This is a genomic window from Streptomyces sp. NPDC047981 (assembly GCF_040653315.1).
Classification (GTDB): Bacteria; Actinomycetota; Actinomycetes; order Streptomycetales; family Streptomycetaceae; genus Streptomyces.
Window position 1 is genome coordinate 1 of sequence record NZ_JBEZNQ010000037.1, and the last position, 12413, is coordinate 12413.

Genomic DNA, 12413 nt, shown 5'->3' on the forward strand with positions numbered 1-12413 from the left:
GCCCTGTGCGCGGCGGCCCTCCGGGCGATGCGCGCGCCGGCCGCCGACGCGGCCGCCGAGGGCTCCGTGACGACCGTACCGCGGGACGACTGGGCCTCGTTCGCGCGGCTGTCCGGGGCGGTCGTCTGCCGCTCGATCGTCTTCGTCGGCCTCAGCGCGTTCCTCACCCTGTACGCGCGCCAGCGTACGGGCGGCGGTGAACTCGCCGGTACGGCAGCCCTGTTCACGCTCTACCTCGGCGGCGCCTTCGGCACCGTGGCCGGCGGGAAGCTGGCCGCCCGCCACCCCCGGACCACCGTCGTGCGGTGGTCCTACGCCCTGAGCGTCCTCGCCGTGACCGGCGTGGTCCTCGTGCCGGGACCGCTCCTGTACGTCTTCGTCGCGCTCACCTCGGCCGGACTGTACGTGCCCTTCTCCCTGCACGTCACCCTCGGGCAGGACTACCTGCCCGGGCGGGTCGGAACGGCGAGCGGGGTGACCCTGGGCCTCGCCGTCGGCGTCGGCGGCATCGCGACCCCGTTCGTCGGCGCGCTCGCCGACGCGACCTCCCTGCGGACCGCCCTCGCCCCGCTGATCGCCCTGCCCGCCGTCGGCTGGCTGCTGCTGCGCACGCTGCGGGAGCCCGCGGCGCCGGTGACGGGGGCGGGAACGCCGCCGCCCGCGTAGGCTCGTGGGGACAGGCCAGGGTGATCACGGCGCGACGGAGGGAACGGGCGCGGGCCATGAAGATCGATCTCACGGACACCACATCCAGCAAGATCAACAAGGCGATCGTCGAAGGCCGCCGGGCCGTCGGCACCCCCGCCGTCGGCATGGTGCTCACCCTGGTCATCGTGACCGACGAGGAGAACGCCTACGACGCGCTGAAGGCCGCCAACGACGCCTCCCGCGAGCATCCGTCCCGCACGCTCGTGGTCATCAAGCGGCACGACCGTTCGCCCCGGCGGCGCCACGAGGCCCGTCTCGACGCGGAGGTCCGCGTCGGCAGCGACGCCGGCTCGGGGGAGACCGTCCTGCTCCGGATGCACGGTGAACTCTCCGCCCGCGCCGACTCCGTGGTCCTCCCGCTGCTGCTCCCCGACGCCCCCGTCGTCGTCTGGTGGCCGGTCGACGCGCCCGAGGTGCCGTCCACGGACCCGCTCGGCTCGCTCGCCCAGCGCCGGATCACCGACGCGTACGCCGTCGAGGACCCGCTCTCCGCGCTCGACGTCCGCGCCGCCTCGTACGCCCCCGGCGACACCGACCTCGCCTGGACCCGGCTGACCCCCTGGCGCTCGATGCTCGCCGCCGCCCTCGACCAGGCCCGCGCGACGGTCGTCTCGGCCGCGGTGGAGAGCGAGGCGGACAACCCGAGCGCCGAGTTGCTGGCCCGCTGGTTCGAGGACCGGCTGCGGATCCCGGTCGAACGGGTCACCACGGACGGCCCGGTGGTCACCGCCGTGCGCCTCGGCACACCGGACGGCGAGATCCGCATCGACCGGCCCGAGGGTCCGGTCGCCCGGCTCTCCATCCCCGGTCAGCCCAGCCGGGTCCTCGCCCTGAAGGTGCGTACGACGGCCGAGCTGATCGCCGAGGAGCTGCGCAGGCTCGACCCCGACGAGGTGTACGCCTCCGCGCTGCGGACGGTGCCGACGGCCGTGGCGTAGCCGCAGCCCTCCTGATCAGGCGGGGGAGTCGAGCGGCAACCCCACGTAGTTCTGGGCGAGTTCGGCCGCCGCGTGCGGGGAGTCGGCGATCCGCGCCAGCTGCGAGAGCTGGAGCCGGGTGTCGAAACCGGACTGCGCGGGGTCGTTGTGCAGCGTCGTCGTCATGGCGTACGAGAAGTGCTCGGCGCGCCAGACCCGGCGCAGGCACGTGGCGGAGTACGCGTCGAGCAGTTCGGTCGAGCCGTTCGCCGCCCACCGCGCGAAGGCGCGTGCCAGGACGATCGCATCGGCGGCGGCCAGGTTCAGCCCCTTCGCGCCGGTCGGCGGCACGATGTGCGCCGCGTCCCCGGCGAGGAAGAGACGGCCGTACCGCATCGGCTCGGTCACCGAACTCCGCATCGGCAGCACCGACTTCTGCGTGATCGGGCCGCGCCGCAGCCGCCACCCGGGCGCGTCCCGGAGCGCGAGGCGCGCGTCGAGCTCGTCCCAGATCCGCTCGTCCGGCCAGGCGGCCGGGTCGGCGCCGTTCTCCACCTGGAGGTAGAGCCGGCTCACGTGGGGGGAGCGCATGCTGGCCAGGGCGAAGCCCCGGTCGGAGTGGGCGTAGATCAACTCCTCGTACACGGGCGGCGCTTCGGCCAGGACGCCGAGCCAGGAGTACGGGTACGTCCGCTCGTACGTCGTCCGCTCGGCCGCCGGGACGGCCGCGCGGGCGACGCCGTGGAAACCGTCGCAGCCCACCACGTAGTCGCAGGTCAGGGTCTGCTCGCGGCCCTCGTGCAGATACCGGATCACCGGCCGGTCCGTGTCGACGCCCTCCACTGCGCGCACCTGCGCGCCGAACGACAGCGTCCCGCCGTCCGCGAGCTGAAGGGCGATCAGATCCTTCACCACCTCGGTCTGCGCGTAGACCCAGACCCGGCGGCCGTCGGTGAGCGAGGGGAAGTCGATCCGGTGCGCCTGGCCGTCGAAGCGCAGCTCGATGCCGTCGTGGGGGATCCCCTCGGCGTCCAGGCGCGCCCCGGCGCCGGCCGCGCGGAGCGCGTCGACCGTGGCCTGCTCCAGGATCCCGGCGCGCTGCCGCCGCTCGACATAGGCGCGGTCGCGGGCCTCCAGGACCACGCTGTCGACACCGGCGCGGTGCAGCAGACGGGCGAGCAGCAGCCCGGCGGGGCCGCCGCCGACGATGCCGACGGTGGTGTGCATCTGGCCTCCATGTTCGTATAGTGAAGAAAACTTCACCTCAGAGTGGGGTGAGTGTGCGCCCGCCGCTCCCGGCTGTCAACGGCCGGATCCGCCGGCGAGACCTCTCAGGGAGGGCCCGTGCCGACCGATCCCGTGCCGACCGATGCCATGCCGACGGATCCCGCGCCGACGGACTTCGCGCCGCCACCGCCCGAGGCCGTCGCACCGCTGATGCGCGGGCTCATGCTGCTGCGTCGGCTCACCGACGCCGACGGGGTCCTCAGCCTGAGCGAGCTGGAGCGCACCACCGGCCTCGCCCGCTCCACCGTCGACCGCATCACCGGCACGCTCGCCCGCATGGGGTACGTACGCCTCGACGCCCGCGACGTCTTCCTCGCCCCCCGACTGATGGAGCTGGGCAACGCCTATCTGGGCGCCCTCGGGGTTCCCGGTCTGCTCGGCGCCCGCGTGGACGCGCTCGCCGACGAGCTGGACGAGTCCGTCTCGCTCGCGGTCGCCGACGGCGACGGCATCCGCTTCGTCCACCAGGCGACCCGGCGGCGCGCGATGTCCCTGAGCTTCCGGATCGGCGATCCGCTGCCCGCCGAACGGACCGCCCCGGGGGCGCTGTTCGCCGCCGACTGGACCACGGCGCAGTGGGAGCGCCGCCGGGCGCGCCGGGCGGCCGAGGCGGGCGACCCCGGTTTCCCCGCCGTGCCGGGCGCCGCGCCCGGCGTCGTGGAGCCCGCCGACGAGCGGGCGGCCGAGGCGGCGTTCGCCGCGCGCGTGGCACGGGCCGCCGAGTGCGGCTGGGCCCTGGACGACCAGCTCATCGAACCCGGTCTGGTCGCCCTCGCCGTCCCCGTACGGGCCCCCGACGGCAGCGTCGCCTGCGTGGCGAGCGTGGTCAGCCACACCAGCCGGCACACCGCCGAGTCCCTCCGCGAGGCGCTCCTGCCGCGGCTGCGCGCCGCGACGGCCGCGTGGGAGGAGGTGCTGGCGCGCGAGACCGTCGCAGCACCGGCCCCCCGCCCCGCTGTCGGCCTCGCCGACTGGACCCATACCTCGAAGCAGGAGCTCGGGCGGGGCTTCGTCGAGTCGCTCGCCCGCGGGCTCACCGTGCTCACCGCCTTCGGGGAGGGGCGGCCCGCGCTGTCCCTGAGCGCCGTCGCCGAGGCCACCGGGCTCGCGCGGGCCACCGCGCGCCGGGCGCTGATCACCCTGGAGCACCTCGGATACGTCGCCGTCGAGGGGCGGCTCTTCCGGCTCACCCCGAGGGTGCTCGCGCTCGGCTTCCCGTACCTCTCCCGGCTGCCGCTCCCGCAGATCGCCGCGCCGCACCTGGCCGAACTCTCCCGGCGCGTCCACGACTCGGCGTCCCTCGCCGTCCTCGCAGGACACGACGTCCGCTACACCGCCCGGGTCGCCACCCGCCGGATCATGAGCGTCCACATCACCGTCGGCACCCGCTTCCCCGCGCACGCCACCTCGCTCGGCCGCGTCATGCTCGCCGACCTGCCGCCCGCGACCCGCGCCGCCCTGCTCGCGGACATGGAGCCGCGCGCCCTCACTCCGCACACCGTCACCTCGGGCCCGGAACTCGCCGCCGTCCTGGAGCGGGTGCGGGAGCAGGGGTACGCGCTCGTGGACGAGGAGCTGGAGCAGGGGCTCCGCTCGATCGCCGTGCCCGTGCGCGACCGCACGGGGGCCGTCGTCGCCGCCGTGAACGTGGCCATGCACAGCAGCCGCCGAACCGCCGAGGAGTGCGTCGCCGAGGTCCTGCCCGAGCTGCGCGCGGCGGCCGCCCGCATCGAGGACGACCTGCGCACGGCGGGCCGCTTCGCGCACGTACCGGAGGTCTGAGACCGCCGCGGACCTGCTGCGATCAGGAGGGCGTCGTCAGCGCCCGCACGCGCGACGCGAGCAGAGGCATCAGGCTCTCCCGCCATGTGTCGAGCGAGACCATGCCGCTGGACATGCCGCCGTGGGCGAAGGACTCCCGGTACACGGACGACGCCGGGTCATGGGCGAGGTCGACCCCCACGAGCCCGCTGAACGCCGTCCGCAGGAGTGCGACCGCCTCGTCGGGCGAAGCCGGTACGTCCGTACCGGACAGCCGGTCGCGAAGGGCCCGCCAGACGTGGGGGTCGCCCCGCAGGCCCCACCTCTCCGGCTCCGGGTCGAAAAGAGAGGCCATCGTCACCGCTACCGCGTCATCGTGTGCCATGGCGGAAGTCTCTCGCAGAACCCTGTGCCCACGGCCGCGGGGAGTCGTCTCGCCGTCGACCGGCGCACGGCCGTCTCGCTCAGGACGCGAGCGGCTCCGCCGGATCGCGCAGCCGTTCCGCCGCGTCCGAGACCCGCAGGAGCAGGCTCATGAACTGGGTCTGCTCCTCGGCCGAGAGCGGGGCGAGGAAGACCTGGTTCATCCGCGCCGTCCGTACGGTCAACCGACGGTGGGTCCGGCGGCCCTCCTCCGTGAGCCGCAGCAGGAACCGCCTGCCGTCCCCGGGATCGCGCACCTTGTCGATCAGGCCGCGGCGGCCGAGCCGGGCGACGACCTCGGCGATCGTCGAGCGGTCCAGGCCCACCCGCTCGCCCACGGTCCGCTGGTCGAGACCTGGTTCGGCGGTCAGCGCGTTGAGGACGCCGAACTGCGGGGAGGTGATCTCCTCCGAGACCATCGTCGTCCAGAGCAGGTGGTGCGCCTGCTGGAGCCGCCGGGCCAGGTGCCCGGGATGGGTGGTCAGATCCACCGCGGTCATCGTCGGCCTCCCGTGATCGGTACGGATTCGTCGGTGTACGGAACGATACGCGCTCACGTCGGCCACCCCGGTACGTCTCGGTGCGCTCTTGACGCTCGGCCGGGCACGAACAGATACTCAGTGCACTGACTAAATGGGAGGCTCGCGATGGACAAGGTGGTCCCGAGCGCCGCCGAGGCGGTGGCCGATGTCGTGGACGGGGTGTCGCTCGCCGTGGGCGGCTTCGGTCTCAGCGGGGTGCCGAACGTCCTGATCGACGCGGTCCACCGGCGTGGCGTCGGCGGCCTGCGGGTCGTGTCGAACAACTGCGGCGCCCTGGACTCCGGCCTCGCCGTCCTGCTCGCCGCCGGGCGGATCGCGCGCGTCACCGGCTCGTACATCGGCGCCAACAGGGAGTTCGCCCGGCAGTACCTGGCCGGCGAGCTGGAGGTCGAACTGATCCCGCAGGGCACGCTCGCCGAGCGGCTGCGCGCCGGGGGCTGCGGCATCCCGGCCTTCTACACACCCGCCGGGGTCGGCACCCAGGTCGCCGACGGCGGACTGCCCTGGCGCTACGACGGCCACGGCGGCGTCGCCCTCGCCTCGCCGCCCAAGGAGGTGCGCGCGTTCGACGGCCGCGACCACGTCCTGGAGCACGGCATCCGCACCGACTTCGCCCTCGTCCGCGCCGCGCGCGGCGACCGCCACGGGAACCTGGTCTTCAACAAGGCGGCCCGCAACTTCAACCCCCTCGCCGCGATGGCCGGGAAGATCACCGTCGCCGAGGTCGAGGAACTGGTCGAACCCGGCGCACTCGACCCCGACGCCGTGCACCTCCCGGGCGTCTTCGTCCAACGGGTCGTGGCCCTCACGCCCGAACAGGCCGCGCACAAGGGGATAGAGAAGAGGACCACGCGATGAAGCCGGTGACGGGCTGGACCCGCGAACAGATGGCCGCCCGCGCCGCGCGCGAGCTGACGGACGGTCAGTACGTCAACCTGGGCATCGGACTTCCCACCCTGATCCCCAACCACCTCCCCGAAGGGGTCGAGGTGGTCCTCGAATCCGAGAACGGCATCCTCGGCACCGGCCCGTTCCCCACCGAGGACGAGGTCGACCCCGACCTGATCAACGCCGGCAAGGAGACCGTCACCGTCCTGCCCGGCGCCTCCTTCTTCGACTCCGCGCTCTCCTTCGGGATGATCCGCGGCGGCCACATCGACGTCGCCGTGCTCGGCGCCATGCAGGTCTCCGCCCGCGGCGACCTCGCCAACTGGGCCGTTCCCGGCAAGCTCGTCACCGGCATCGGCGGAGCCATGGACCTCGTCCACGGCGCCCGGACCGTCATCGTCGTCATGACCCACACCGCCAAGGACGGCACCCCGAAGATCGTCGAGGAGTGCACCCTGCCGCTGACCGGCAGGGGCTGCGTGGACCGGATCGTCACCGACCTCGGCGTCCTCGACGTCACCGACGACGGCCTCGTGCTCACCGAGACCGCCCCCGGCGTCACACCCGCCGACGTCCTCGCCCGGACCGCGGCGCCGCTCCGCCTCGCCGCTGGGGCCCGGCCCCTCCACGCCCCCGCCCACTGACCCCCCATACCGGGAGCCCTCCATGGCCCTCACACAGTCGGACATCGACACCGAGATCGGCCTTCAGCAGGCCGCGTACGACAAGGAACTGGCCGAAGGCGCGGCGCCCCGCAGCCACCCGGCCCGCGACTACGCCCCGTACCGCAGCTCGCTGCTGCGCCACCCCCACCAGCCGCTCGTCGCCGTGAACGGCGGCGACCCGGAGACGGTGGAACTCTCCGGACCCGTCTTCGGACCCACCGACATCACCGAGATCGACCACGACCTCACCCGGCAGCACGCGGGCGAGCCACTGGGCGAACGCATCACCGTCTCCGGCCGCCTCCTCGACCGGGCCGGCCGCCCGGTGCGCGGCCAGCTCATCGAGGTGTGGCAGGCCAACGCCTCCGGGCGGTACGCCCATCTGCGCGACCAGCACCCGGCGCCGCTCGACCCGAACTTCACCGGCGTCGGCCGCACCCTCACCGACGACGAGGGCCGCTACACCTTCACCACCGTCAAGCCGGGCGCCTATCCGTGGCGCAACCACACCAACGCCTGGCGCCCGGCCCACATCCACTTCTCCGTCTTCGGCACCGCGTTCGCCCAACGGCTCGTGACCCAGATGTACTTCCCCGGCGACCCGCTCTTCGCCCACGACCCGATCCTCCGCTCGGTCACCGACCCGGCGGCCCGTGAACGGCTCGTCGCCCGCTACGACCACGCCCTGTCCCGGCCCGAACTCTCCCTCGGCTACGCCTGGGACATCGTCCTCGACGGACCGTCCGCCACCTGGATCGAGGAAGGACGCTGACCGCCATGACGCCGCTCCCCACCCCCTCCCACACCGTCGGCCCCTTCTACGGCTACGCCCTGCCCTTCCCCGACGGCGACCGGATGGCCCCCGACGGCCACCCGGACCGGATCGTGCTGCACGGACACGTGTACGACGGCGAGGGGGCCCCGGTCCCCGACGCGCTCCTCGACTTCTGGCAGGCCGCCCCCGACGGATCCCGCACGGGTGCGCCCGGATCGCTGCGCCGCGACCCCGTCACGGGCCGCCATCTCGGCCGCTCCACCACCGGCTTCACCGGATTCGGGCGCGTCCCCACCGACGCCGACGGCCACTACGCGCTCGCCACTCTGCCGCCCGGCAACGCGGGCCTGCCGTACATCAGCGTCTGCGTCTTCGCCCGGGGGCTGCTCCACCACCTCTTCTCCCGCGCCTACCTCCGGGACGGCGCCGACCCCCTGCTCGACGCGCTGCCCGCCGCACGCCGGGCCACCCTGCTCGCCCGGCCCGACGAGCGGCCGGTCGCCCCCCGGACGTACCGCTTCGACATACGGCTCCAGGGCGAGGGCGAGACGGTCTTCCTGGAGTTCGCATGAACCTCGATCGCGTGACCTCCGACCCCACCGACGTCGGTCTCCTCGCCCCCGGCCGGGCGGGCTCACCGGCCGAGGCCGCCACCGGCGACAGCGCGTTCCTGAGGGCGCTGCTCGACGCGGAGGCGGCCCTCACCCGCGCCCAGGCCGCCCTCGGCCATGCGCCCGCCCCGGCCGCCGACGCCGTGACGGGCGCGGCCGACCCCGCCCGCTTCGACGCGCGGGACATCGCCCTGCGCGCCCGCGCCGGAGGCAACCCCGTGATCCCGCTCGTCGCCGACCTGACGGCCGCCGTGCCGGGGGAGTGGCGGGAGTACGTCCACCGGGGCGCGACGAGCCAGGACATCCTGGACACCGCGGCGATGCTCGTCGCGCGCCGCACCCTCGACCTGATCCTCGGCGACCTCGACCGCACAGGCCGGGCCCTGGCCGCGCTGGCCGCCGCCCACCGGGACACGGCCATGCCCGGCCGCACCCTCACCCAGCACGCGGTGCCCACCACCTTCGGCCTCAAGGCGGCCGGCTGGCGCGCGCTCGCCCTCGACGCCCGCGACCGGATCCGTACGGTACGCAACTCCCTGCCCGCCCAACTCGGCGGCGCGGCCGGGACCCTGGCGGCCTTCGAGGCGTACGGCGACGGGGCGGACGGGAGCGCCGAACGGCTCGTCGCCGCCTACGCCCGGGAGACCGGCCTCGCCGTGCCCCTCCTGCCCTGGCACAGCCTGCGCACGCCGATCGCCGACCTGGCCGGCGCCCTCGCCTTCACGGCAGGGGCGCTCGGCAAGACAGCGGCGGACGTCCTCACCCTCTCCCGCACCGAGATCGGCGAGGTCGCCGAAGGCGCCGGCGGCGGCTCCTCCGCCATGCCGCACAAGGCGAACCCGGTGCGCGCCACACTCGTCGCCGCGGCCGCCCGCCGCGCCCCGCACCTCGCCGCCACGCTGTACGGCTCGCTGGTCGCCGAGGACGAGCGGCCCGCAGGGGCCTGGCACGCCGAGTGGGAGCCGCTGCGTGAGCTGCTGCGGCTCGTCGGCGGCGCCGCCCGCGACACCGCCGAACTGGCCGAGGGGCTCCGGGTGCACGCCGACGTGATGCGCCACCACCTCGACCTGACCGGTGGGTCGATCGTCTCCGAACGGCTGTCCGTCGCCCTCGCGCCCCTCCTCGGCCGCGCCCGCGCGAAGGAACTCCTCACCGAACTCGCCCAGCGCGTCCGCGCGGAGACGCGGACGCTGGGCGAACTCCTAGCGGAGGTAGAGGAGTTGAAGGGGCTCGACCTGAGCACCTTGACCGACCCCACCCGCTGCACCGGCTCCGCCGGAGCCCTGACCGACCGCGCCCTGGAGCGACCGTGACCGCCACCACCCCGCCACCGCCGTACGAAGTGCTGCACCACCGCGTCGAAGGGCCGGCCGGCGCGCCCGTCCTCGTCCTCGGCCCCTCGCTCGGCACCTCCACCGCCCTCTGGGACGCGGTCGCGCCCGAACTGTCGGCCACGCACCGCGTCGTCCGCTGGGACCTGCCCGGCCACGGCGGCTCCCCGGCCTCCCTCATCGGCCCCGGGGCGACCGTCGACGACCTGGCCCGGCTCGTCCTCGGCCTCGCCGACGCGCTCGGCGCCGACCGGTTCTCCTACGCCGGCGTCTCGCTCGGCGGCGCGGTCGGTCTACACCTGGCCGCCCACCACCCCGACCGGCTGGAATCGCTCGCCGTCGTCTGCTCCTCCGCCCACTTCGGCGGCTCCGCGCCCTGGCGGGAGCGGGCCGCGACCGTGCGCCGCGAGGGGCTCGACACGCTGGCGGCCGGGGCGGACGCCCGCTGGTTCACCCCGGGCTTCACCGTGCCGGCGCTCGTGGCCGACCACCGCCGGGCCGACCCCGAGGCGTACGCCGCCTGCTGCGACGCGCTCGCCGCCTTCGACCTGCGAGACCGGCTCACGACGAACACCCCCCCCACGCTCGTCCTCGCCGGCCGCGAGGACCCGGCGACCCCGCCCGCCCACGCCAGGGAGATCGCGGACGCCATCCCGGGGGCCGCGCTCACCGAGATCCCCGGCGCCTCGCACCTGGCACCGGCCGAACGCCCCGAGGCCGTGCTCGCCGCGCTCCGCGGCCACCTCGCGGCGGGCGGCCCGGCGAGGCGGGGCACGGCCGTGCGCCGCGAGGTCCTCGGCGACGCCCATGTGGACCGCGCGCAGGCGGGCCAGTCGGCCTTCACGGCCCCGTTCCAGGACTTCATCTCCCGCTACGCCTGGGGCGAGATCTGGACCGACCCCACCCTGTCCCGGCGCGAACGGAGCATGATCACCCTCACCGCCCTGGTGGCCCACGGCCACCTCGACGAGCTGGCGATCCACGTCCGCGCGGCCCGCCGCAACGGCCTCACCCCCGAGGAGATCGGAGCCGTCCTGCTCCAGACCGCGGTCTACTGCGGCGTCCCCGCGGCCAACGCGGCCTTCGCCGTTGCGCAGCGCGTCCTCGCGGATCCGGTGTACTGAGCGCTCCAGTCCGTACGCAGAGGAGCCGTGTCATGGAAACGTCGTCCACCCCCGTCCTCGTCCTCAACGGGCCCAACCTGAACCTCCTGGGCCTGCGCGAGCCCGCGATCTACGGCACGGACACGCTGGACACCATCGAGCGGCTCTGCCACGCGACCGGCGACCCGCTCGGCCTCCGTGTCGACTTCCGCCAGTCCAACCACGAGGGCGTCCTCATCGACGCCGTGCAGGAGGCCCGTACCGCCCACCGGGGCATCGTCATCAACCCCGCCGGCTACAGCCACACCTCGGTGGCGCTGCGTGACGCCCTCGCCGCCGTCGGACTGCCCGTCGTCGAGGTGCACCTGTCGAACATCCACAAGCGCGAGGAGTTCCGGCACCACAGCTACGTCTCCGGCGTCGCCGACACGGTGATCTGCGGCGCGGGCGCGCACGGCTACGCCCTCGCCCTGACCCACCTCGCCCGGCTGATCACCACGGCACGCCCATGACGGAACGACCCGCCCCGATGCCCCCGCGCGGGGCGTCCGGCGTGCGCGGGATCGGCCGAGGGCGGAGCATGAACGTGAGGAGGGTGCCGCGGGGCGGCGACAGGAGGCTGCCATGCCCGACGCGCTCGTCGTGCTGAAGAACGTCGACAAGCACTTCGGTGCGCTCCATGTGCTTCAGTCGATCGACCTGACCGTCGGCCGGGGCGAGGTCGTCGTCGTGATCGGCCCGTCCGGCGGCGGGAAGTCGACGCTCTGCCGCGCGATCAACCGGCTGGAGACCATCGACTCCGGCGAGATCGTCATCGACGGCAAGCCGCTGCCCGCCGAGGGCCGCGAGCTGGCCGCGCTCCGCGCCGACGTCGGCATGGTGTTCCAGTCCTTCAACCTCTTCGCGCACAAGACGGTGCTCGAGAACGTCACCCTCGGCCAGATCAAGGTCCGCAAGAAGGACAAGAAGACCGCCGAGGAGCGGGCCCGGCAGCTGCTCGACCGGGTCGGGGTGGCGACCCAGGCGGACAAGTACCCCGCCCAGCTCTCCGGCGGCCAGCAGCAGCGCGTGGCCATCGCCCGGGCGCTGGCCATGGACCCGAAGGTGATGCTCTTCGACGAGCCGACCTCCGCCCTCGACCCCGAGATGATCAACGAGGTCCTGGAGGTCATGCAGCAGCTCGCCCGCGACGGCATGACCATGGTCGTCGTGACCCACGAGATGGGATTCGCCCGCTCCGCCGCCAACCGCGTGGTCTTCATGGCGGACGGCCGGATCGTAGAGGAGACGACCCCCGAGCAGTTCTTCAGCAACCCCAGCAGCGACCGCGCCAAGGACTTCCTCTCGAAGATCCTGCACCACTGACCGCGGCGGCCCCCACGACCGCCCAGCAGCCCCAGGG

13 protein-coding genes and 1 pseudogene are annotated in these 12413 nt (G+C 74.2%); 11 read left to right on the forward strand and 3 right to left on the reverse strand.

The window, feature by feature from the left end:
- Both AB0E14_RS22210 and opcA read left to right on the forward strand, forming a co-directional pair.
- Positions 1 to 666 (forward strand): annotated as a pseudogene (locus AB0E14_RS22210) (MFS transporter); the annotation flags it as partial.
- Positions 667 to 722: 56 nt separating this feature from the next.
- Positions 723 to 1646, forward strand: coding sequence for a glucose-6-phosphate dehydrogenase assembly protein OpcA (opcA, locus tag AB0E14_RS22215; protein WP_362420644.1), 924 nt, complete (start codon positions 723 to 725; stop codon positions 1644 to 1646).
- Positions 1647 to 1661: 15 nt separating this feature from the next.
- On the opposite strand, the gene AB0E14_RS22220 is transcribed toward opcA, so the two are convergent.
- Complete coding sequence (locus AB0E14_RS22220; protein WP_362420647.1) at positions 1662 to 2852, reverse strand: 4-hydroxybenzoate 3-monooxygenase; 1191 nt, start codon at positions 2850 to 2852, stop codon at positions 1662 to 1664.
- A gap of 147 nt (positions 2853 to 2999) precedes the next feature.
- Between AB0E14_RS22220 and AB0E14_RS22225 the strand changes: the two genes are divergently transcribed.
- Positions 3000 to 4694, forward strand: a complete 1695-nt coding sequence (locus AB0E14_RS22225; protein ID WP_362420860.1) for an IclR family transcriptional regulator C-terminal domain-containing protein — start codon at positions 3000 to 3002, stop codon at positions 4692 to 4694.
- Between the two features lie 22 nt (positions 4695 to 4716).
- Here the strand turns inward: AB0E14_RS22225 and AB0E14_RS22230 are convergent, their stop codons facing one another.
- Complete coding sequence (locus tag AB0E14_RS22230; protein WP_362420650.1) at positions 4717 to 5058, reverse strand: hypothetical protein; 342 nt, start codon at positions 5056 to 5058, stop codon at positions 4717 to 4719.
- Between the two features lie 79 nt (positions 5059 to 5137).
- Entirely contained in the window at positions 5138 to 5596 is a 459-nt protein-coding gene (locus AB0E14_RS22235) for a MarR family transcriptional regulator (protein ID WP_362420653.1), read from the reverse strand.
- A gap of 147 nt (positions 5597 to 5743) precedes the next feature.
- Between AB0E14_RS22235 and AB0E14_RS22240 the strand changes: the two genes are divergently transcribed.
- The 8 genes from AB0E14_RS22240 to AB0E14_RS22275 all read left to right on the forward strand — a co-directional run bounded on the left by AB0E14_RS22240 (position 5744) and on the right by AB0E14_RS22275 (position 12376).
- The gene (locus tag AB0E14_RS22240) at positions 5744 to 6496 is read left to right on the forward strand and encodes a CoA transferase subunit A (RefSeq protein WP_362420656.1); all 753 of its coding nucleotides are present in this window, start codon (positions 5744 to 5746) and stop codon (positions 6494 to 6496) included.
- A complete protein-coding gene (locus AB0E14_RS22245) occupies positions 6493 to 7170 on the forward strand; it encodes a CoA transferase subunit B (RefSeq protein WP_362420659.1) in 678 nt (225 codons plus the stop codon). The genes AB0E14_RS22240 and AB0E14_RS22245 overlap by 4 nt, the downstream gene beginning before the upstream one ends.
- A gap of 22 nt (positions 7171 to 7192) precedes the next feature.
- Positions 7193 to 7963: a protocatechuate 3,4-dioxygenase subunit beta gene (gene pcaH / locus AB0E14_RS22250; RefSeq protein ID WP_362420662.1), complete on the forward strand. Its 771-nt coding sequence runs from the start codon at positions 7193 to 7195 to the stop codon at positions 7961 to 7963.
- Positions 7964 to 7968: 5 nt separating this feature from the next.
- A complete protein-coding gene (gene pcaG, locus AB0E14_RS22255; RefSeq protein ID WP_362420665.1) occupies positions 7969 to 8538 on the forward strand; it encodes a protocatechuate 3,4-dioxygenase subunit alpha in 570 nt (189 codons plus the stop codon).
- Between the two features lie 11 nt (positions 8539 to 8549).
- Positions 8550 to 9890 carry a 3-carboxy-cis,cis-muconate cycloisomerase gene (gene pcaB / locus AB0E14_RS22260; protein WP_362420863.1) on the forward strand — a complete coding sequence of 447 codons (1341 nt, stop codon included), beginning with the start codon at positions 8550 to 8552 and terminating at the stop codon, positions 9888 to 9890.
- Positions 9887 to 11032: a 3-oxoadipate enol-lactonase gene (gene pcaD, locus AB0E14_RS22265; RefSeq protein ID WP_362420668.1), complete on the forward strand. Its 1146-nt coding sequence runs from the start codon at positions 9887 to 9889 to the stop codon at positions 11030 to 11032. The genes pcaB and pcaD overlap by 4 nt, the downstream gene beginning before the upstream one ends.
- Positions 11033 to 11064: 32 nt before the next feature.
- Entirely contained in the window at positions 11065 to 11523 is a 459-nt protein-coding gene (gene aroQ / locus AB0E14_RS22270) for a type II 3-dehydroquinate dehydratase (protein WP_362420671.1), read from the forward strand.
- Between the two features lie 112 nt (positions 11524 to 11635).
- Complete coding sequence (locus tag AB0E14_RS22275; protein ID WP_362420674.1) at positions 11636 to 12376, forward strand: amino acid ABC transporter ATP-binding protein; 741 nt, start codon at positions 11636 to 11638, stop codon at positions 12374 to 12376.
- The last annotated feature ends 37 nt before the right edge of the window (positions 12377 to 12413 follow it).